Here is a 17,472-nt window from a genome sequence, read left to right as displayed (position 1 = left end):
GATTACCTCATATTGAAACGTATTGAGTTTGTTGCTAAAACTGTCGGGGAAATCACTTAACTTTCCCTGCGCCAGCTTCGAGTGCTTCAAGGATAGAGCAACTTGCACTGGAATGTGAAGTCCCACAGCACGCGTTGCTAAGTCGCTTTAAGGAGTCTCTCATTCTTGCCAGTTCACTCAGCTTGTATTCCACTTCTTCAAGTCTGCTATCAACGATAGATTTTGATTCATGACAGGTATGATGGGCAGGATCAATTCTCAATGAGAGTAATTCCTTGATAGCTTCCAGCGTAAAACCGATTGTTTTAGCGTAACGAATGAAACGTAAACGCTGTACATCAGAGTCACTGTATTGACGATAGCCTGAATTATTTCTTTCGCCACAAGACAACATCCCCTGTTTTTCATAGTAGCGGATGGTATCTGTCGTAACGTCAGCTAACTTGGCCAGTTCGCCTATTTTATACATTTCATGCACCTTTAAGTTTTTCGATTAATCGCGTTTGATACTCAGCCCTAAGAAAATCAGTACTCACGCCAGCCTGCTGTAATCTCAACTCAAGTACCCGTAATCGCTTGCCCGCTAAATGGAAGTCAGGGTCATTGGGTGTCAGGACGTCTAACATATCCCTCAGCTCTATCGCCTCTTTGCGATCTTGCAGTTCGGGAGGCAAATACCCTGCATTTTTCAAAATACGATATGCCAGGCGTAACTCCTCAGGTACTGCGCTGTCGTCATCCAGGAACAGAGGTTTCCCGGCACCGGGCAGATTGGCCAGTTCACCCTTTTTAATGGCCTCAGCAATTTTCTGCTCGGCCAACACATCGGCAAATGACATAACAATTCCGAAAACAAAAGTATTTGTACAAGATTGCAGGATAACGCCTGCACAAAGAAAAGTAAGTCAAAATTAAATCTGGACGGGGGAAGGGGCAAAATTTGGATGTAAAAAAACCGGGCAAGCCCGGTTTTTTCATGCATCTACAGATTATTCAGCAGTTGCTACTTCTGCTTGTGACTCTGCACGATCAACGAGCTCGATGTATGCCATCGGCGCATTGTCGCCTGCACGGAAACCACACTTAAGAATACGAGTGTAACCACCGGCACGGCTCGCGAAACGCGGGCCCAGTTCATTAAACAGTTTTGCCACGATCTCGTTATCACGAGTACGGGCGAATGCCAGACGACGATTTGCAACATTGTCGGTCTTGGCAAGAGTAATCAGCGGCTCAACAACGCGACGCAGCTCTTTCGCTTTCGGCAGGGTCGTCTTGATGATCTCATGACGAACCAAAGAGCCGGCCATGTTACGGAACATAGCCTGTCTGTGGCTGCTGTTACGGTTCAGTTGACGACCACTCTTACGATGGCGCATGACCTTATCCTTCTCAGTAAAACCTTAACCTGTGATCCGGTTACTCGTCAGCAATACTTGCTGGTGGCCAGTTTTCTAGGCGCATGCCCAGAGACAAACCACGAGAAGCAAGTACGTCTTTAATCTCAGTAAGAGATTTTTTACCAAGGTTAGGCGTTTTAAGTAGCTCAACCTCAGTGCGCTGTACCAGATCACCGATGTAGTGGATTGCTTCTGCTTTGAGGCAGTTAGCAGAGCGGACAGTCAATTCCAGATCGTCAACAGGGCGCAGCAGGATTGGATCGAACTCCGGCTTCTCTTCTTTGACTTCCGGTTGACGTACATCTCGTAAATCAACGAAAGCTTCAAGTTGTTCAGCAAGAATGGTTGCCGCACGACGGATCGCCTCTTCAGGATCGATCGTACCGTTGGTTTCCATTTCGATAACCAGCTTGTCCAAATCAGTACGCTGCTCTACACGCGCTGCTTCAACATTGTAGGCAATTCGCTCTACAGGGCTGTAGCATGCATCTACTAACAGGCGACCAATTGGGCGCTCATCTTCTTCCGAATGAATTCGGGCAGACGCCGGCACATAACCACGACCGCGCTGAACTTTGATACGCATGCTGATAGCAGCGTTTTCATCGGTCAGGTGGCAGATAACGTGTTGCGGCTTGACGATTTCGACATCACCATCATGGGTAATATCGGCTGCAGTCACAGGGCCAATGCCAGACTTATTCAGGGTAAGAATAACTTCATCTTTCCCTTGAACTCTCACCGCCAGCCCTTTCAGGTTGAGCAGGATCTCCAGGATGTCTTCCTGTACGCCTTCTTTGGTGCTGTACTCATGCAGTACACCATCAATCTCAACCTCGGTCACAGCGCAACCCGGCATGGATGAAAGCAGAATACGGCGCAGTGCATTGCCTAAAGTATGGCCAAAGCCACGCTCTAAAGGCTCAAGGGTCACCTTGGCGTGCGTCGAGCTAACTTGCTCGATATCTACCAGGCGCGGTTTTAGAAACTCTGTCACAGAACCCTGCATTGTGTCCTCTCTTTGGTACTAAGCTTTACTTAGAGTAAAGCTCGACGATCAGGTGTTCGTTAATGTCCGCGGACAGATCAGTACGTTCAGGCTGACGCTTGAACACACCTTCCATCTTAGTGACATCAACTTCAAGCCAAGTCGGCTTTTCACGCTGTTCAGCCAACTCCAAAGCGGCCTTAACGCGAGATTGCTGTTTAGCTTTCTCACGGATGCTGACAACGTCACTTGGAGATACCTGATAAGAAGCGATGTTAACAACGCGACCATTTACCATAATAGCTTTGTGGCTAACTAACTGGCGCGATTCCGCACGAGTAGCGCCGAAACCCATACGATAAACAACGTTGTCAAGACGCCCTTCAAGTAATTGCAACAGGTTTTCACCGGTGTTGCCTTTAAGGCGAGCTGCTTCTTTATAATAGTTACGGAATTGACGCTCTAAGATGCCATAAATACGGCGGACTTTTTGCTTTTCACGTAACTGCACACCATAGTCAGACAGACGCGGTTTACGCGCACCATGCTGACCAGGAGCTTGATCGATTTTACACTTGGTATCGATCGCGCGAACGCCAGATTTAAGGAATAAATCTGTGCCCTCACGACGGCTAAGCTTGAGCTTAGGACCCAAATATCTTGCCATTTTCTCTCTCCAACAATCCTAAAAGCAGCGTTATACGCGGCGCTTTTTCGGTGGACGACAACCGTTATGAGGGATAGGAGTCACATCAGTAATATTAGTGATGCGGAAACCAGCCGCGTTTAACGCGCGGATAGTAGACTCACGACCAGGACCAGGTCCTTTAACCATAACTTCCAGATTCTTGATACCGTACTCTTTCACTGCGTCAGCGCAGCGCTCTGCTGCAACCTGGGCTGCAAACGGAGTAGATTTACGAGAACCACGGAAACCGGAACCACCAGCTGTTGCCCAACCCAAAGCATTACCCTGACGATCGGTAATGGTAACAATGGTGTTGTTGAAAGAAGCATGGATATGAGCCACGCCGTCAGAGACTTGTTTTCTTACACGTTTACGTGTACGAACAGGTGCCTTTGCCATTTATTCAATCACCCCGATTATTTCTTGATCGGTTTACGCGGACCCTTACGGGTACGTGCGTTGGTCTTAGTACGCTGACCGCGTACTGGCAGACCACGACGATGACGCAAACCACGATAAGTTCCAAGGTCCATAAGACGCTTGATGCTCAGGGTGACTTCACGACGCAGATCACCTTCAACAATGAACTTGGCAACTTGTTCGCGCAGCTTTTCGATTTGCTCTTCAGACAGCTCACTGATCTTAACATTTTCAGCAATACCGGATGCTACACAGATAGCCTGTGAGCGGGTTTTGCCGATACCGTAGATCGAAGTTAATGCGATTACGGTATGTTTCTGATCAGGAATGTTAATGCCTGCTATACGGGCCACTATGCACTCCTACTATTTATATACGGTAACACCATTCTGAAAAGCCCGTTTTCAGGATACTCAAACAGCGTTACTGCTTACATACAAAAGATTGGCTGGCTAATCTAGCCAGCTCAACCCAACTTTGCAAGAAAAATATGCGAGATAATCAGCCTTGACGCTGTTTATGCTTCGGTTCTGCGCTGCAGATTACGCGAACGATACCGTTACGCTTAACAATTTTGCAGTTACGACATAATTTCTTGACGGAAGCACGAACTTTCATTTTTACTCTCCGTAACTTCGCAAACGCACCAGATTAGCGGTTATAGCCTTTCAGGTTTGCTTTCTTCAATGCAGACTCGTACTGACTTGACATCATCAGAGTTTGCACTTGAGCCATAAAGTCCATAATGACAACAACTACGATAAGTAGTGAGGTACCACCAAAATAGAATGGCACTTTCATTGCGTCACGCATGAACTCCGGGATAAGGCAGATGAAAGTAATATACATCGCACCAATTAAGGTTAAACGAGTCATCACTTTATCGATATACTTCGCCGTTTGCTCTCCCGGACGAATTCCTGGTACAAATGCACCGGACTTCTTCAGGTTATCTGCTGTCTCACGAGGGTTGAAAACCAACGCAGTATAAAAGAAACAGAAGAAGATGATTGCAGTCGCATAGAGTAACACATAAAGCGGTTGTCCAGGCTGCAAATACAGCGAAATCGTAGTCAGCCAGTTCCAACCAGTTCCGCCCCCGAACCATGATGCAATCGTGGCGGGGAACAGAATGATGCTGGAAGCGAAAATCGCAGGGATAACCCCGGCCATATTCACTTTCAACGGTAAGTGCGTGCTCTGTGCTGCATAGACACGACGACCTTGTTGACGCTTAGCGTAGTTAACGACGATACGGCGTTGACCACGTTCCACAAAGACAACAAAGAAAGTCACTGCAAACACTAAAACTGCAACCAACAGCAACAGGAGGAAGTGCAGGTCGCCTTGCCGAGCTTGTTCAATAGTATGCGCTACTGCCGGCGGGAGACCCGCTACGATACCAGCAAAGATTATGATTGAAATACCGTTGCCGATACCACGTTCAGTAATCTGTTCACCCAGCCACATCAGGAACATTGTCCCGGTAACTAAGCTCACAACTGCAGTAAAGTAGAAGGCAAAGCCTGGATTTAACACCAGGCCCTGCATACCAGGCATGTTCGGTAAACCGGTAGCAATACCGATTGACTGAAACACAGCTAATACCAGCGTACCGTAACGGGTGTACTGACTAATCTTGCGACGGCCAGCCTCCCCTTCTTTCTTGATTTCCGCCAACGCTGGATGAACCACCGTCAGTAACTGGATAATGATCGATGCCGAAATATACGGCATGATCCCCAGAGCAAAGATAGAAGCACGGCTAAGTGCACCACCAGAGAACATGTTAAACATTTCAATGATGGTGCCTCTTTGCTGCTCGAGCAATTTGGCAAGTACAGTGGCATCAATACCAGGGATCGGAATAAAAGAGCCGATACGGAAAACAATCAACGCACCGATAACAAACAAAAGTCTGCGCTTCAGTTCGCCTAGTCCACCCTTGGCACTTTGGAAATCTAACCCCGGTTGCTTAGCCATCTGCTACTTATTCCTCAATTTTACCGCCAGCAGCTTCGATAGCAACACGAGCGCCTTTAGTGACACGCAAACCACGCAGAGTTACCGCACGACCAACTTCGCCGGAAAGGATAACTTTCGCGAATTCGATCTGGATACCAACTACGTTAGCGGCTTTCAGCGTGTTCAGGTCGATTACGTCGCCTTCAACAAGTGCCAGTTCAGACAGACGAACTTCTGCCGTGATCATAGCTTTGCGAGAGGTGAAGCCGAATTTCGGCAAACGACGATATAAAGGCATCTGACCACCTTCAAAACCACGACGTACGCCACCGCCAGAACGTGAGTTCTGACCTTTGTGACCACGACCAGCGGTTTTACCCAGGCCAGAACCAATACCACGACCTACACGCCTCGGCGCTTGTTTGGCACCTTCAGCCGGAGACAGAGTATTTAAACGCATCTCTTACTCCTCAACCTTAACCATGTAGGAAACTTGGTTGATCATACCGCGTACAGCAGGAGTATCCTCACGCTCTACGGTGTGACCAATGCGACGCAGACCCAGACCGAGCAGTGTAGCTTTATGCTTCGGCAGACGGCCAATGGAACTGCGAGTTTGTGTAACTTTAATAGTCTTTGCCATGGTTAATTACCCCAGAATTTCTTCAACGGATTTACCACGCTTGGCAGCGACCATTTGTGGGGATTTCATATTTGCCAGAGCATCAATAGTTGCACGAACCACATTGATAGGGTTTGTAGAACCATAAGCTTTAGCCAATACGTTATGCACCCCAGCGACTTCCAGGACGGCACGCATTGCACCACCGGCGATAATACCGGTACCTTCGGAAGCCGGCTGCATGAACACACGGGAACCCGTATGAGCACCTTTAACAGGATGCTGCAGGGTGCCGCTGTTCAGCGCGACATTCATCATGTTGCGACGGGCTTTTTCCATCGCTTTCTGTATCGCTGCCGGAACTTCGCGTGCTTTGCCGTAGCCAAACCCAACGCGACCGTTACCATCACCAACAACTGTCAGTGCGGTAAAGCTGAAGATACGGCCACCTTTTACGGTTTTAGATACGCGATTTACCGCGATCAGCTTTTCCTGCAGTTCGCCAGCTTGTTTTTCGATGTGAGCCATCTTAAACCTCTTCCTTAGAACTGAAGGCCAGCTTCACGGGCAGCATCTGCCAGTGCCTGGACTCGACCATGATATTGGAAACCGGAACGGTCAAAGGATACTTTCGTGATCCCTTTTTCCAATGCGCGTTCTGCAATAGCTTTACCTACAGCAGTGGCAGCATCTTTGTTGCCGGTATACTTCAGTTGCTCAGTGATAGTTTTTTCTACAGTAGATGCAGCAACTATTACTTCAGAACCGTTTGGTGCAATGACCTGTGCGTAAATATGACGCGGGGTACGATGTACCACCAGACGTGTCGCACCCAGTTCTTTGAGCTTACGGCGTGCGCGGGTCGCACGACGGATACGAGCAGATTTCTTATCCATAGTGTTACCTTACTTCTTCTTAGCCTCTTTGGTACGCACGACTTCGTCGGCGTAACGGACACCCTTGCCTTTATAAGGCTCAGGACGACGGTAGGCACGTAAATCTGCTGCAACCTGACCAATAACTTGTTTATCAGCGCCTTTCAGCACGATTTCAGTTTGGGTCGGACATTCAGCAGTGATGCCTTCCGGCAGTTGATGATCGACCGGGTGAGAGAAGCCTAAGGCTAAATTCACCACGTTGCCTTTAACAGCAGCACGATAACCAACACCTACCAGTTGAAGCTTTTTAATGAAGCCATCGGTAACACCAACAACCATTGAGTTCAACAGTGCACGAGTAGTCCCCGCTTGGGCCCAACCGTCTACAGAGCCTTCGCGTGGAGCGAAAGTCAGTGTATTTTCTTCCTGTTTAACTTCAACGGCGTCATGGATAATACGTGACAGCTCGCCGTTTTTACCCTTTATCGAAATAACCTGACCGTTGAGTTTTACCTCTACGCCGGCAGGAATGACGACGGGTGCTTTTGCAACACGAGACATGCTTTCCTCCCGATTAAGCTACGTAGCAGATAATCTCGCCACCAAGACCAGCCTGGCGAGCTGCACGATCAGTCATAACACCTTTAGAGGTAGAAATAACAGCGATACCCATACCGGCCATAACTTTTGGCAGCTCATCTTTTTTCTTATAGATGCGCAGACCTGGACGGCTGATACGTTGAATGCTTTCTACCACTGACTTGCCCTGGTAGTACTTAAGTACTAATTCCAGTTCAGGTTTGGTGTCGCCTTCGATTTTAAATTCTTCAATATAGCCTTCTTCCTTCAGCACGTTGGCAATAGCCACTTTCAGCTTGGAGGAAGGCATGGTGACCGCAACTTTGTTCGCGGCTTGACCGTTACGGATACGGGTCAGCATATCCGCGATCGGATCTTGCATGCTCATCTGTCTTTACTCCCGTGATTCAATTGGTGACAATTACCAGCTAGCCTTCTTAAGGCCCGGAATTTCACCGCGCATGGCGGCTTCACGGACTTTAATACGGCTCAACCCGAACTTCCGCAGGAAAGCATGCGGACGGCCAGTTTGACGGCAGCGGTTACGCTGACGAGACGGGCTGGAATCACGCGGCAGAGACTGCAGCTTAAGAACAGCATCCCAACGTTCTTCGTCGGATGAGTTCACACCAGAGATAATAGCTTTCAATTCCTCGCGTTTAGCGCGGTATTTGTCAGCCAGTTTCACGCGAACGACTTCGCGTGCTTTCATGGATTGCTTAGCCATTAGTAACCCTGCCTTACTTGCGGAACGGGAAGTTAAAGGCAGCCAGTAACGCACGGCCTTCATCATCGGATTTCGCAGTAGTGGTGATAGTAATATCTAAACCACGAACGCGATCGACTTTATCATAATCGATTTCCGGGAAGATGATCTGTTCACGCACGCCCATGCTGTAGTTACCACGACCATCGAAAGACTTAGCAGACAAGCCGCGGAAGTCACGAATACGTGGAACAGCAATGGAGACCAGACGCTCAAAGAACTCCCACATGCGTTCGCCACGCAGAGTTACTTTACAGCCGATCGGATAGCCCTGACGGATTTTGAAGCCTGCAACTGATTTGCGTGCTTTGGTGATCAGCGGTTTTTGACCGGAGATTGCTGCCAAGTCAGCTGCTGCATTATCCAGCAGTTTCTTGTCAGCGATCGCTTCACCCACACCCATATTCAGGGTGATCTTCTCGACCCGAGGGACTTGCATGACAGAATTGTAACCAAACTCAGCCATGAGTTTTTTTACGACATCGTCTTTGTAGTAATCATGCAGTTTCGCCATCGTACTACTCCAAATTACTTGATAGTTACGCTGTTAGATTTGAAGAAACGGACTTTTTTGCCGTCTTCGAATCTAAAGCCTACACGGTCAGCCTTGCCGGTTGCCGAGTTGAAGAGTGCAACGTTAGAAACTTGAATTGCAGCTTCTTTTTCAACGATGCCACCTGGTTGGTTCAGGGCCGGTACAGGCTTCTGATGTTTTTTAACCAGGTTGATACCTTCAACAATGACCTTACCAGAAGACAGGACATTTTTAACTTTACCGCGCTTACCTTTATCTTTACCGGTAAGCAGGATAACTTCGTCATCACGACGGATTTTCGCTGCCATGTTTCGCTCCTTAGAGTACTTCTGGTGCCAGAGAGATAATTTTCATGAACTTCTCATTACGCAGTTCACGAGTTACCGGCCCAAAAATACGCGTGCCGATAGGCTGCTCGCTGTTATTGTTTAAAATAACGCATGCATTACCATCGAAGCGAATGACAGAACCGTCCGGGCGACGAACACCCTTCTTGGTGCGCACCACTACCGCCTTCAGCACATCGCCTTTCTTCACCTTACCGCGAGGAATTGCTTCCTTGATGGTAATTTTGATGATGTCACCGATGCCTGCGTAGCGACGGTGCGAGCCACCTAGAACCTTGATACACATTACGCGACGTGCACCGGAGTTGTCGGCCACGGTCAGCATAGTCTGTTCTTGGATCATGTTAGTGCTCCGCTAATGTCAACTACAACTTTAGGACCCAGGATAGGTCATTAAGAAATCCCCACAAATGAGGGCGCGGCATTATAACACCGGTTCCAGATTATGGGTAGAAAAAATAAACGGCCCACAGTTCATGAGCCGTTTATCTATTTTCGAGTCAGTGATTCTATTACAGAACCGCTTTCCCTACAACGCGAACCAGTGTCCAAGACTTAGTCTTAGACAGCGGACGGCATTCGCTAATTTCAACGACATCGCCGATACCGCATTCGTTGTTCTCGTCATGTACGTGTAGCTTAGTCGTACGTTTGATGAATTTACCGTAGATTGGGTGTTTCACAAAACGTTCAATCGCGACAACCATGGATTTCTCCATTTTGTCACTGATAACACGACCTTGCAGAGTACGGATCTTGTCACTCATTACGCACCCGCCTTTTCAGTCAGTAAAGTCTTCACACGTGCAACATCACGACGCACTTGTTTCAACAGGTGTGTTTGCTGCAACTGGCCACTTGCCGTTTGCATGCGCAGGTTAAACTGCTCACGCAAAAGGTTAAGAAGCTCAGTGTTCAGCTCTTCCACGCTTTTTTCGCGCAGCTCTTGTGCTTTCATTACATCACCGTCTTAGTTACAAAGGTGGTTTTGATAGGCAGTTTGGCTGCTGCCAGCTGGAAGGCTTCACGAGCTACCTCTTCAGGCACACCGTCCATTTCGTACAGGACTTTACCAGGCTGGATCAGGGCAACCCAATACTCCACGTTACCCTTACCTTTACCCATACGAACTTCCAGTGGCTTCTCGGTGATCGGTTTGTCCGGGAATACACGGATCCAGATCTTACCTTGACGCTTAACTGCACGGGTCATCGCACGACGTGCTGCTTCAATTTGACGAGCAGTCAGACGACCACGGCCAACAGCTTTCAGACCGTAAGTGCCGAAGCTCACATCCGTACCCTGCGCCAGGCCACGGTTGCGACCCTTGTGCACTTTACGGAATTTTGTACGCTTTGGTTGTAACATCAGCGACTCTCCTTACTTGCGGCCTTTACGCTGCTGCTTTTTAGGTTGAGCAGCCGGTTCAGGTTGTTCAACTGCAGCCATACCACCCAGAATCTCACCTTTGAAGATCCACACTTTTACGCCGATAACACCATAAGTGGTGTGCGCTTCGGAAGTGTTGTAATCGATATCCGCACGCAGAGTATGCAACGGAACACGACCTTCACGGTACCATTCGGTACGCGCGATTTCAGCACCGCCAAGGCGGCCGCTTACTTCAACTTTAATTCCTTTAGCGCCAAGACGCATTGCGTTCTGTACAGCACGCTTCATAGCACGACGGAACATAACACGACGTTCCAGCTGTGAAGTGATGCTGTCAGCAACCAATTTGCTGTCAAGTTCCGGTTTACGGATTTCGGCGATATTGATTTGCGCAGGAACGCCAGCGATACCCGCTACGACCTTACGCAGTTTTTCGACATCTTCACCTTTCTTGCCGATAACGATGCCAGGACGAGCGGTGTGAATAGTCACACGGATGCTCTTCGCTGGACGCTCGATAACGATGCGAGAAACGGAAGCTTTCGACAATTCCTTAGTCAGGAACTGGCGAACTTTAAAGTCGCTGTCCAGGTTGTCAGCGAAATCTTTGGTATTTGCATACCAGGTAGAATTCCAAGGTTTGACAATACCTAGGCGAATACCATTAGGATGTACTTTCTGACCCATTGCTAGTCTCCAGAGTCTCAGCGATCGGACACAACCACAGTAATGTGGCTGGTGCGCTTCAGAATGCGATCTGCACGACCTTTAGCACGAGGCATAATGCGCTTCATACTTGGGCCTTCGTCTACGAAAATTTTCGTGACTTTCAGATCATCGATGTCAGCGCCATCGTTGTGTTCTGCGTTAGCAATGGCAGACTCCAGTACCTTCTTAACCAAACCAGCAGCTTTCTTGTTGGTATAGGCCAAAGTTTCCAGAGCTTGCGACACTTTCTTACCGCGGATCAGGTCAGCAACAAGGCGGACCTTCTGAGCAGAAGAACGAGCGTGGCGATGTTTAGCGATAGTTTCCATCTCTTCCTCCTACCTTAGCGCTTTTTAGCTTTTTTATCAGCCGCATGGCCGCGATAAGTACGAGTCGGCGCGAATTCACCCAGTTTGTGACCGACCATTTCATCGGAAACGAACACTGGTACGTGCTGACGACCATTATGGACAGCGATGGTCAAACCGATCATGTTAGGAAAGATCGTTGAACGACGGGACCAAGTGCGCAAAGGCTTCTTGTCACCGCTTTCCACCGCTTTCTCTACCTTCTTCAGCAAGTGCAGGTCAATAAAGGGACCTTTCTTGAGAGAACGTGGCATGGCTTATCCTCTAATTATTTTTTACTACGGCGACGTACGATGAACTTGTCAGTACGCTTGTTGCTACGGGTCTTCTTACCTTTGGTTTGAACGCCCCACGGGGTTACCGGGTGCTTACCAAAGTTACGACCTTCACCACCACCGTGTGGGTGATCGACTGGGTTCATCGCAGTACCGCGAACGGTAGGGCGAATACCACGCCAACGACTTGCACCTGCTTTACCCAGTACGCGAAGCATATGTTCAGCGTTACCGACTTCACCTAAGGTGGCGCGGCAATCGATTTGAACTTTACGCATTTCGCCAGAGCGCAGACGCAGAGTTACGTAGGAACCGTCACGAGCAACGATCTGAACGTAGGCACCAGCAGAACGAGCCATCTGGCCACCCTTACCTGGTTTCATTTCTACGTTGTGAACCGTTGAGCCTACTGGGATGTTGCGCATAGGCAGGGTGTTACCTGTCTTGATTGCAGCATCAACGCCAGATTGGATCTGGTCACCCACTTTCAGGCCTTTCGGCGCCAGGATATAACGGCGTTCGCCGTCTTTGTACAGAACCAGCGCGATATTCGCGGAACGGTTCGGATCGTACTCCAGACGCTCAACCACTGCTGCGATACCATCTTTGTTGCGTTTGAAGTCAACCAGACGATAATGCTGCTTGTGGCCACCACCGATATGACGGGTGGTGATACGGCCATTGTTGTTACGACCACCGCTTTTGCTCAGTTTTTCAAGCAGCGGGGCATAAGGTTTACCCTTGTGCAACTCCTGGTTAACCACTTTAACAACATGGCGACGGCCCGGAGATGTAGGTTTACATTTAACAATTGCCATTGTTCAAACTCCTCCGACTTACTCTGCGCCGCTGATGAAGTCCAGATTCTGGCCTTCTTTCAGGGTAACGTAAGCTTTTTTCCAGTCGCTACGACGACCAACACGCTGACCGTGACGTTTCACTTTGCCTTTAACAAGCAGGGTATTAACGTCTTCGACTTCGACTTCAAACAGTTTCTTAACCGCAGCTTTGATTTCTGCTTTAGTCGCGTCTTTGGCAACTTTGAGAACGATGGTATTGTTCTTTTCCATCGCAGTAGAGGCTTTTTCAGAAACATGCGGCGCGCGCACTACTTTCAGCAGACGTTCTTCACGAATCATGCCAGCATCTCCTCAACTTGCTTCACCGCGTCAGAAGTCATAACGACTTTGTCGAAGGCGATCAGGCTTACTGGATCGATACCTGCTACGTCACGAACATCAACCTTGTACAGGTTGCGCGCGGCCAGGAACAGGTTCTCGTCGACTTCGCCGGTAATAATCAGCACGTCTTCCAGAGCCATGTCTTTCAGTTTCTGTGCAAGCAGCTTAGTTTTAGGCGCTTCTACAGAGAACGTCTCGACTACGATCAAGCGATCTTGACGTACCAGTTCGGACAGAATGCTTTTCAGCGCGCCGCGGTACATCTTTTTATTTACTTTTTGACTGTGGTCCTGTGGCTTTGCAGCGAAGGTTACACCACCGGAACGCCAGATTGGGCTCTTTACAGAACCTGCTCGCGCACGGCCAGTACCTTTCTGACGCCAAGGCTTTTTACCGGAACCAGTTACTTCAGCACGGGTCTTCTGAGCGCGAGTACCTTGACGGGCACCTGCTGCATAAGCAACAACGACCTGGTGTACCAGCGCTTCATTGAAATCACGCCCGAAGGTAGTTTCGGAAACAGTCAGCGCGCTTTGCGCGTCTTTCACTACTAATTCCATTCCTATCTCCTCGACGTTAAGCCTTAACAGCAGGTTTAACGATCAGGTTGCCACCGGTAGCACCCGGAACAGCACCCTTGACCAGTAGCAGGTTGCGCTCAGCATCAACACGTACTACATCCAGGCTTTGAACGGTTACGCGTTCGTTACCCAGTTGGCCTGCCATTTTCTTTCCTTTAAACACTTTACCTGGAGTCTGGTTCTGACCGATTGAACCATGTCCACGGTGTGCCAAGGAGTTACCATGGGTAGCGTCTTGGGTACGGAAATTCCAGCGCTTTACAGTGCCAGCAAAACCTTTACCTTTAGAAGTACCGGTAACATCGACTTTCTTAACGTCTGCGAAAATTTCAACGCTAATGTTCTGACCTGCGGTAAACTCTTCACCTTCTGCAAGGCGGAATTCCCACAAACCACGGCCAGCTTCTACGCCAGCTTTAGCGAAGTGACCCGCTTCTGGTTTGGTTACACGGTTAGCTTTTTTGCTACCAGTAGTAACCTGCACAGCACGGTAACCATCGTTGTCCAGGTCTTTGACCTGAGTAACGCGGTTTGCTTCAATTTCGATAACGGTTACTGGGATAGAAACGCCATCTTCAGTGAAGATACGAGTCATGCCCACTTTCTTACCGACTAAACCAATCATTGTTTCAACCTCTCAATCGCTCAATGACCCTGATTAACCCAGGCTGATCTGCACGTCTACACCAGCAGCCAGATCCAGACGCATCAGAGCATCAACGGTTTTCTCGGTTGGCTCAACGATGTCAACCAGACGCTTGTGAGTACGAATTTCATACTGATCGCGCGCATCTTTATTGACGTGCGGAGAAATCAGAATAGTAAAACGCTCTTTGCGGGTCGGCAGCGGGATTGGACCACGAACTTGCGCACCAGTGCGCTTCGCGGTCTCAACGATTTCCGCAGTTGATTGATCGATCAAACGATGATCAAACGCTTTCAGGCGGATACGGATTCTTTGGTTCTGCATGAGACCAGAGCTCCAATTATTTTAAACGTAAGTAATTACTACTCATACCCATTTCGATTGATGGGTGAGTGTAATCGTTCTTCATATAACCCCCATATCGGGAGTATTGTTTGGCTGGTAGTACTGCATGACCAGACAACTAATTCTGAATGAATTAGACCTACCAAGATTAGGTAAGCCCGCGCATTATACGTAAATGCGGGCAGGAAGCAACCTTTCTGATCAGTAAAACTGAGTAATACGCTTTTATTTTACCCAAATCCCGCCGTGCTATGTTTGTATCCACAAGCCCTCCGATTCGCGGACGTGGTTCTACAACGCGTCATACTTAGACTTCCATGAGGCCCCTCAATCCCAAGTATCGGAATACATCGCGCATTTTTGACGATAAAAAACCTCTGGACCTCTCCCCCACTTATCTCTCAGGCCTACACTATCATCGTTTGCCCACACGACAGGCAGGAACGCCTGACCTCCGGCCTCACCTACATGGAGTTGCACCCTTGAACTATTCGTCGATTGTTGATTTTCTTTCATCACCAAATGTTATCTACCACAACATAGTCTTTGCGATTGGCCTGACAGCGGGAAGTTTTCTTAACGTCGTAGTCTACCGTTTACCTTTGATGCTCAATAGACATAGGCCTGAAGATAGAAGCCAACTCAACCTTTGCTTCCCAGCATCACATTGTACTAAATGCAAACACCCACTGAGGTTCTGGCAGAATGTCCCGCTTTTCAGTTGGCTGCTTTTACGAGGACGATGTCACTACTGCCATGTGAAAATTCCCCTGGCCTATCCTTTAAGTGAGCTGGCCTGTGCGCTGCTATTTCTCTGCATGTCTCTTCTGTTCGATGCACCTTTTACTCTACTCAGTGCACTCATACTAATGTGGTTCTTGCTGGCTTTGAGCCTGATCGACAGTTCAACCTATTTATTGCCCGATATGCTGACACTGCCGTTGATGTGGTTAGGACTACTGACTCATTCAGTAGCAGGTGAAGTAACACTTCATGACTCGCTATACGGGGCCGTTGCAGGATATCTGGCATTGTGGGGTTTGTATTGGGGATACAGAATTCTGCGCGATAAAGAAGGGATGGGATACGGGGATTTCAAACTGCTGGCAGCCCTGGGCGCATGGGTGGGGTGGCAGTCTTTGCCCTATTTATGCATTCTGGCTGCACTGATAGGATTGAGTTTTACCCTTGTGCGCGTAATGGTTAGAAAAACGACGAACGAGATCCCTTTTGGGCCATGTCTAGCGCTGGCAGGTGGAGTTGTTTACATCAGCCAGGAGAGCAATGTTTTCTGGCTGATGTTCTTTTCGCTAACAGAAGTCTGATTTATTGAGAATCGTCTTTCAACTGGGACTGGATATAATTTTGGATGCCAATGCGGCCAATTAGCTCCAGTTCAGTTTCGAGCCAATCGATATGATGCTCTTCATCTGCGAGGATAGTTATCATCACATCACGGCTGACGTAATCATGTACTGAGTCGGCATACGCGATGGCTTCGCGTAGATCTTTCGCCCCTTCAAGTTCCAGAACCAAATCAGATTTCAACATCTCTTCAACATCTTCGCCGATATTCAGCTTGCCGAGATCCTGTAAGTTTGGCAATCCTTCAAGGAAAAGGATCCGTTCAATGTAAATGTCGGCATGTTTCATTTCGTCAATGGACTCATGATATTCGATGCCGTTCAGACGCAGTAATCCCCAGTTCTTGAACATACGGGCATGCAAAAAGTACTGATTGATAGCAACCAGTTCATTTCCAAGAAGTTTATTGAGGTGTGCAATGACTTTTTTATCGCCTTTCATAGGTAACTCCTCCATTCCAGTATCTAAAGCGTAGATCCGGATCAGAGTAAGTCAAAGAAAAGGCCTACTTTTCGACGATGTATTTTAAGCGATGTTGTCGAACTGAGGTATCAGTTGTAATTCGTCTTCCATTATCTGACGTGCTACCCGGATGCATTTTCCGCATTGGGTCCCTACTGGGACAAAATTCCTTAACTGCTGAAACGTCTTGGGCTGATAGCGATGAACAGCCTGACGGATTGCTTTATCACTGACAGAGTTACACAAACATACATACATAGAAACCACACATCGAACAAAACCTAACCTTATCGTAAATGAGAATCGTTATTATTGCAACTTCAGCGCATAAAAAAGGGTGCCGAAGCACCCTCTTTCATATTGCATTAAATTATCAGCGATTAAGCGATAACTTTAGCAACAACACCTGCACCTACGGTACGGCCACCTTCACGGATTGCGAAACGCAAACCATCATCCATCGCGATTGGATGGATCAGGGTCACTACCATGTTGATGTTATCACCTGGCATTACCATCTCTACGCCTTCTGGCAGTTCGATGGTACCGGTCACGTCAGTTGTACGGAAGTAGAACTGTGGACGGTAGCCTTTGAAGAACGGAGTATGACGGCCGCCTTCATCTTTGCTCAAAATATAAACTTCTGAGTCAAAGGTGGTGTGGGGTTTGATTGAACCTGGTTTAGCCAGAACCTGACCACGTTCGATGTCTTCACGTTTGATACCACGCAGCAGTACACCAACGTTCTCGCCTGCACGACCTTCGTCAAGCAGTTTACGGAACATTTCAACGCCGGTACAAGTAGACTTAACAGTATCTTTGATACCGACGATTTCTACTTCTTCGCCCACTTTCACGATCCCGCGTTCTACACGACCAGTCACTACGGTACCGCGACCAGAGATGGAGAATACGTCTTCGATTGGCAGCAGGAATGGCTTGTCGATAGCACGTTCTGGTT

34 protein-coding genes are annotated in these 17,472 nt (G+C 48.4%); 1 reads left to right on the top strand and 33 read right to left on the bottom strand.

Annotation, left to right across the window (positions count from 1 at the left end; all coding sequences use genetic code 11):
- Positions 1-52 precede the first annotated feature (52 nt).
- From zntR to rpsJ, 30 genes are all read right to left on the bottom strand, one after another.
- Positions 53-469, bottom strand: a complete 417-nt coding sequence (zntR, locus tag EAH77_RS24885) for a Zn(2+)-responsive transcriptional regulator (protein ID WP_140476114.1) — start codon at positions 467-469, stop codon at positions 53-55.
- A 1-nt stretch (position 470) separates the two neighbouring features.
- Positions 471-839 carry a DUF1992 domain-containing protein gene (locus tag EAH77_RS24880; RefSeq protein ID WP_140476112.1) on the bottom strand — a complete coding sequence of 123 codons (369 nt, stop codon included), beginning with the start codon at positions 837-839 and terminating at the stop codon, positions 471-473.
- 150 nt (positions 840-989) lie between these two features.
- The gene (rplQ, locus tag EAH77_RS24875; protein WP_034793661.1) at positions 990-1,379 is read right to left on the bottom strand and encodes a 50S ribosomal protein L17; all 390 of its coding nucleotides are present in this window, start codon (positions 1,377-1,379) and stop codon (positions 990-992) included.
- A 40-nt stretch (positions 1,380-1,419) separates the two neighbouring features.
- A complete protein-coding gene (locus EAH77_RS24870; protein ID WP_002919219.1) occupies positions 1,420-2,409 on the bottom strand; it encodes a DNA-directed RNA polymerase subunit alpha in 990 nt (329 codons plus the stop codon).
- 25 nt (positions 2,410-2,434) lie between these two features.
- Complete coding sequence (rpsD, locus tag EAH77_RS24865) at positions 2,435-3,055, bottom strand: 30S ribosomal protein S4 (protein ID WP_140476110.1); 621 nt, start codon at positions 3,053-3,055, stop codon at positions 2,435-2,437.
- 30 nt (positions 3,056-3,085) lie between these two features.
- Positions 3,086-3,475: a 30S ribosomal protein S11 gene (gene rpsK, locus EAH77_RS24860; protein WP_004929731.1), complete on the bottom strand. Its 390-nt coding sequence runs from the start codon at positions 3,473-3,475 to the stop codon at positions 3,086-3,088.
- Positions 3,476-3,492: 17 nt separating this feature from the next.
- On the bottom strand, positions 3,493-3,849 hold the full coding sequence (gene rpsM, locus EAH77_RS24855) for a 30S ribosomal protein S13 (protein WP_140476108.1): 357 nt from the start codon (positions 3,847-3,849) through the stop codon (positions 3,493-3,495).
- Positions 3,850-3,997: 148 nt separating this feature from the next.
- Positions 3,998-4,114 (bottom strand): 50S ribosomal protein L36, encoded by a 117-nt coding sequence (rpmJ, locus tag EAH77_RS24850; RefSeq protein ID WP_012768118.1) that lies wholly within the window; start codon positions 4,112-4,114, stop codon positions 3,998-4,000.
- 33 nt (positions 4,115-4,147) lie between these two features.
- Entirely contained in the window at positions 4,148-5,479 is a 1,332-nt protein-coding gene (secY, locus tag EAH77_RS24845) for a preprotein translocase subunit SecY (RefSeq protein ID WP_034793668.1), read from the bottom strand.
- A gap of 7 nt (positions 5,480-5,486) precedes the next feature.
- Positions 5,487-5,921 carry a 50S ribosomal protein L15 gene (rplO, locus tag EAH77_RS24840; protein WP_140476106.1) on the bottom strand — a complete coding sequence of 145 codons (435 nt, stop codon included), beginning with the start codon at positions 5,919-5,921 and terminating at the stop codon, positions 5,487-5,489.
- 3 nt (positions 5,922-5,924) lie between these two features.
- A complete protein-coding gene (rpmD, locus tag EAH77_RS24835; protein ID WP_140476104.1) occupies positions 5,925-6,104 on the bottom strand; it encodes a 50S ribosomal protein L30 in 180 nt (59 codons plus the stop codon).
- Positions 6,105-6,110: 6 nt separating this feature from the next.
- Positions 6,111-6,611, bottom strand: coding sequence for a 30S ribosomal protein S5 (rpsE, locus tag EAH77_RS24830; RefSeq protein ID WP_013573700.1), 501 nt, complete (start codon positions 6,609-6,611; stop codon positions 6,111-6,113).
- Positions 6,612-6,625: 14 nt separating this feature from the next.
- Positions 6,626-6,979 (bottom strand): 50S ribosomal protein L18, encoded by a 354-nt coding sequence (gene rplR / locus EAH77_RS24825; RefSeq protein ID WP_013573699.1) that lies wholly within the window; start codon positions 6,977-6,979, stop codon positions 6,626-6,628.
- A gap of 9 nt (positions 6,980-6,988) precedes the next feature.
- Positions 6,989-7,522 carry a 50S ribosomal protein L6 gene (gene rplF / locus EAH77_RS24820; RefSeq protein ID WP_140476102.1) on the bottom strand — a complete coding sequence of 178 codons (534 nt, stop codon included), beginning with the start codon at positions 7,520-7,522 and terminating at the stop codon, positions 6,989-6,991.
- A 13-nt stretch (positions 7,523-7,535) separates the two neighbouring features.
- Entirely contained in the window at positions 7,536-7,928 is a 393-nt protein-coding gene (rpsH, locus tag EAH77_RS24815) for a 30S ribosomal protein S8 (RefSeq protein WP_140476100.1), read from the bottom strand.
- Positions 7,929-7,961: 33 nt separating this feature from the next.
- A complete protein-coding gene (gene rpsN, locus EAH77_RS24810; protein WP_121264437.1) occupies positions 7,962-8,267 on the bottom strand; it encodes a 30S ribosomal protein S14 in 306 nt (101 codons plus the stop codon).
- A 13-nt stretch (positions 8,268-8,280) separates the two neighbouring features.
- Entirely contained in the window at positions 8,281-8,820 is a 540-nt protein-coding gene (gene rplE, locus EAH77_RS24805; RefSeq protein WP_120135144.1) for a 50S ribosomal protein L5, read from the bottom strand.
- Positions 8,821-8,834: 14 nt separating this feature from the next.
- Positions 8,835-9,149: a 50S ribosomal protein L24 gene (gene rplX, locus EAH77_RS24800; protein ID WP_140476098.1), complete on the bottom strand. Its 315-nt coding sequence runs from the start codon at positions 9,147-9,149 to the stop codon at positions 8,835-8,837.
- Between the two features lie 10 nt (positions 9,150-9,159).
- Entirely contained in the window at positions 9,160-9,531 is a 372-nt protein-coding gene (rplN, locus tag EAH77_RS24795; RefSeq protein WP_032906604.1) for a 50S ribosomal protein L14, read from the bottom strand.
- Positions 9,532-9,700: 169 nt separating this feature from the next.
- Positions 9,701-9,955 carry a 30S ribosomal protein S17 gene (gene rpsQ / locus EAH77_RS24790; RefSeq protein WP_140476096.1) on the bottom strand — a complete coding sequence of 85 codons (255 nt, stop codon included), beginning with the start codon at positions 9,953-9,955 and terminating at the stop codon, positions 9,701-9,703.
- Positions 9,955-10,146 carry a 50S ribosomal protein L29 gene (gene rpmC, locus EAH77_RS24785; protein ID WP_013573692.1) on the bottom strand — a complete coding sequence of 64 codons (192 nt, stop codon included), beginning with the start codon at positions 10,144-10,146 and terminating at the stop codon, positions 9,955-9,957. The genes rpsQ and rpmC overlap by 1 nt, the downstream gene beginning before the upstream one ends.
- Entirely contained in the window at positions 10,146-10,556 is a 411-nt protein-coding gene (rplP, locus tag EAH77_RS24780; RefSeq protein ID WP_104923582.1) for a 50S ribosomal protein L16, read from the bottom strand. Before rplP ends, rpmC begins: the two co-directional genes overlap by 1 nt.
- Positions 10,557-10,568: 12 nt before the next feature.
- A complete protein-coding gene (gene rpsC, locus EAH77_RS24775) occupies positions 10,569-11,267 on the bottom strand; it encodes a 30S ribosomal protein S3 (RefSeq protein ID WP_140476094.1) in 699 nt (232 codons plus the stop codon).
- 17 nt (positions 11,268-11,284) lie between these two features.
- The gene (rplV, locus tag EAH77_RS24770; RefSeq protein WP_004391423.1) at positions 11,285-11,617 is read right to left on the bottom strand and encodes a 50S ribosomal protein L22; all 333 of its coding nucleotides are present in this window, start codon (positions 11,615-11,617) and stop codon (positions 11,285-11,287) included.
- A 14-nt stretch (positions 11,618-11,631) separates the two neighbouring features.
- Positions 11,632-11,910, bottom strand: coding sequence for a 30S ribosomal protein S19 (gene rpsS / locus EAH77_RS24765; RefSeq protein WP_004929772.1), 279 nt, complete (start codon positions 11,908-11,910; stop codon positions 11,632-11,634).
- Positions 11,911-11,924: 14 nt separating this feature from the next.
- On the bottom strand, positions 11,925-12,749 hold the full coding sequence (rplB, locus tag EAH77_RS24760; protein ID WP_140476092.1) for a 50S ribosomal protein L2: 825 nt from the start codon (positions 12,747-12,749) through the stop codon (positions 11,925-11,927).
- A gap of 18 nt (positions 12,750-12,767) precedes the next feature.
- Positions 12,768-13,070 carry a 50S ribosomal protein L23 gene (gene rplW / locus EAH77_RS24755; protein ID WP_140476090.1) on the bottom strand — a complete coding sequence of 101 codons (303 nt, stop codon included), beginning with the start codon at positions 13,068-13,070 and terminating at the stop codon, positions 12,768-12,770.
- Positions 13,067-13,672 (bottom strand): 50S ribosomal protein L4, encoded by a 606-nt coding sequence (gene rplD, locus EAH77_RS24750; protein WP_140476088.1) that lies wholly within the window; start codon positions 13,670-13,672, stop codon positions 13,067-13,069. The genes rplW and rplD overlap by 4 nt, the downstream gene beginning before the upstream one ends.
- A 16-nt stretch (positions 13,673-13,688) precedes the next feature.
- Positions 13,689-14,318, bottom strand: coding sequence for a 50S ribosomal protein L3 (rplC, locus tag EAH77_RS24745; protein WP_056778020.1), 630 nt, complete (start codon positions 14,316-14,318; stop codon positions 13,689-13,691).
- A 33-nt stretch (positions 14,319-14,351) separates the two neighbouring features.
- Entirely contained in the window at positions 14,352-14,663 is a 312-nt protein-coding gene (gene rpsJ, locus EAH77_RS24740) for a 30S ribosomal protein S10 (protein ID WP_009639175.1), read from the bottom strand.
- Between the two features lie 503 nt (positions 14,664-15,166).
- Here rpsJ and EAH77_RS24735 point away from each other — a divergent pair.
- Entirely contained in the window at positions 15,167-16,009 is an 843-nt protein-coding gene (locus EAH77_RS24735; protein WP_277752586.1) for a prepilin peptidase, read from the top strand.
- A 1-nt stretch (position 16,010) separates the two neighbouring features.
- On the opposite strand, the gene bfr is transcribed toward EAH77_RS24735, so the two are convergent.
- From bfr to EAH77_RS24720, 3 genes are all read right to left on the bottom strand, one after another.
- On the bottom strand, positions 16,011-16,490 hold the full coding sequence (gene bfr / locus EAH77_RS24730) for a bacterioferritin (protein ID WP_140476084.1): 480 nt from the start codon (positions 16,488-16,490) through the stop codon (positions 16,011-16,013).
- Between the two features lie 84 nt (positions 16,491-16,574).
- Positions 16,575-16,769 (bottom strand): bacterioferritin-associated ferredoxin, encoded by a 195-nt coding sequence (gene bfd, locus EAH77_RS24725; RefSeq protein ID WP_140476082.1) that lies wholly within the window; start codon positions 16,767-16,769, stop codon positions 16,575-16,577.
- A 122-nt stretch (positions 16,770-16,891) separates the two neighbouring features.
- On the bottom strand, positions 16,892-17,472 hold a 581-nt coding region (locus EAH77_RS24720), incomplete at its 5' end, for an EF-Tu/IF-2/RF-3 family GTPase (RefSeq protein ID WP_241673533.1).

Origin of the sequence: Ewingella americana, assembly GCF_006438725.1 — a bacterium.
GTDB classification, from domain to species: Bacteria; Pseudomonadota; Gammaproteobacteria; order Enterobacterales; family Enterobacteriaceae; genus Ewingella; species Ewingella americana_A.
This window is presented reverse-complemented; position numbering and strand designations above follow the sequence as displayed.

Bases quoted from the DNA above. Each gene is read 5' to 3' on its own strand.
- rplD (WP_140476088.1), bottom strand. From the start codon at position 13,672: ATGGAATTAGTAGTGAAAGACGCGCAAAGCGCGCTGACTGTTTCCGAA.
- rplR (WP_013573699.1), bottom strand. From the start codon at position 6,979: ATGGATAAGAAATCTGCTCGTATCCGTCGTGCGACCCGCGCACGCCGT.
- rpsD (WP_140476110.1), bottom strand. From the start codon at position 3,055: ATGGCAAGATATTTGGGTCCTAAGCTCAAGCTTAGCCGTCGTGAGGGC.
- rplC (WP_056778020.1), bottom strand. From the start codon at position 14,318: ATGATTGGTTTAGTCGGTAAGAAAGTGGGCATGACTCGTATCTTCACT.
- rpsH (WP_140476100.1), bottom strand. From the start codon at position 7,928: ATGAGCATGCAAGATCCGATCGCGGATATGCTGACCCGTATCCGTAAC.
- rpsK (WP_004929731.1), bottom strand. From the start codon at position 3,475: ATGGCAAAGGCACCTGTTCGTACACGTAAACGTGTAAGAAAACAAGTC.
- rplE (WP_120135144.1), bottom strand. From the start codon at position 8,820: ATGGCGAAACTGCATGATTACTACAAAGACGATGTCGTAAAAAAACTC.
- rpsS (WP_004929772.1), bottom strand. From the start codon at position 11,910: ATGCCACGTTCTCTCAAGAAAGGTCCCTTTATTGACCTGCACTTGCTG.
- rplP (WP_104923582.1), bottom strand. From the start codon at position 10,556: ATGTTACAACCAAAGCGTACAAAATTCCGTAAAGTGCACAAGGGTCGC.
- rplW (WP_140476090.1), bottom strand. From the start codon at position 13,070: ATGATTCGTGAAGAACGTCTGCTGAAAGTAGTGCGCGCGCCGCATGTT.
- secY (WP_034793668.1), bottom strand. From the start codon at position 5,479: ATGGCTAAGCAACCGGGGTTAGATTTCCAAAGTGCCAAGGGTGGACTA.
- rpsE (WP_013573700.1), bottom strand. From the start codon at position 6,611: ATGGCTCACATCGAAAAACAAGCTGGCGAACTGCAGGAAAAGCTGATC.
- rpsJ (WP_009639175.1), bottom strand. From the start codon at position 14,663: ATGCAGAACCAAAGAATCCGTATCCGCCTGAAAGCGTTTGATCATCGT.
- rpmJ (WP_012768118.1), bottom strand. From the start codon at position 4,114: ATGAAAGTTCGTGCTTCCGTCAAGAAATTATGTCGTAACTGCAAAATT.
- rpsC (WP_140476094.1), bottom strand. From the start codon at position 11,267: ATGGGTCAGAAAGTACATCCTAATGGTATTCGCCTAGGTATTGTCAAA.
- EAH77_RS24880 (WP_140476112.1), bottom strand. From the start codon at position 839: ATGTCATTTGCCGATGTGTTGGCCGAGCAGAAAATTGCTGAGGCCATT.
- rpsQ (WP_140476096.1), bottom strand. From the start codon at position 9,955: ATGAGTGACAAGATCCGTACTCTGCAAGGTCGTGTTATCAGTGACAAA.
- rplV (WP_004391423.1), bottom strand. From the start codon at position 11,617: ATGGAAACTATCGCTAAACATCGCCACGCTCGTTCTTCTGCTCAGAAG.
- zntR (WP_140476114.1), bottom strand. From the start codon at position 469: ATGTATAAAATAGGCGAACTGGCCAAGTTAGCTGACGTTACGACAGAT.
- bfd (WP_140476082.1), bottom strand. From the start codon at position 16,769: ATGTATGTATGTTTGTGTAACTCTGTCAGTGATAAAGCAATCCGTCAG.
- rpmC (WP_013573692.1), bottom strand. From the start codon at position 10,146: ATGAAAGCACAAGAGCTGCGCGAAAAAAGCGTGGAAGAGCTGAACACT.
- bfr (WP_140476084.1), bottom strand. From the start codon at position 16,490: ATGAAAGGCGATAAAAAAGTCATTGCACACCTCAATAAACTTCTTGGA.
- rpmD (WP_140476104.1), bottom strand. From the start codon at position 6,104: ATGGCAAAGACTATTAAAGTTACACAAACTCGCAGTTCCATTGGCCGT.
- rplX (WP_140476098.1), bottom strand. From the start codon at position 9,149: ATGGCAGCGAAAATCCGTCGTGATGACGAAGTTATCCTGCTTACCGGT.
- rplO (WP_140476106.1), bottom strand. From the start codon at position 5,921: ATGCGTTTAAATACTCTGTCTCCGGCTGAAGGTGCCAAACAAGCGCCG.
- rplF (WP_140476102.1), bottom strand. From the start codon at position 7,522: ATGTCTCGTGTTGCAAAAGCACCCGTCGTCATTCCTGCCGGCGTAGAG.
- rplB (WP_140476092.1), bottom strand. From the start codon at position 12,749: ATGGCAATTGTTAAATGTAAACCTACATCTCCGGGCCGTCGCCATGTT.
- rplN (WP_032906604.1), bottom strand. From the start codon at position 9,531: ATGATCCAAGAACAGACTATGCTGACCGTGGCCGACAACTCCGGTGCA.
- rplQ (WP_034793661.1), bottom strand. From the start codon at position 1,379: ATGCGCCATCGTAAGAGTGGTCGTCAACTGAACCGTAACAGCAGCCAC.
- EAH77_RS24870 (WP_002919219.1), bottom strand. From the start codon at position 2,409: ATGCAGGGTTCTGTGACAGAGTTTCTAAAACCGCGCCTGGTAGATATC.
- rpsN (WP_121264437.1), bottom strand. From the start codon at position 8,267: ATGGCTAAGCAATCCATGAAAGCACGCGAAGTCGTTCGCGTGAAACTG.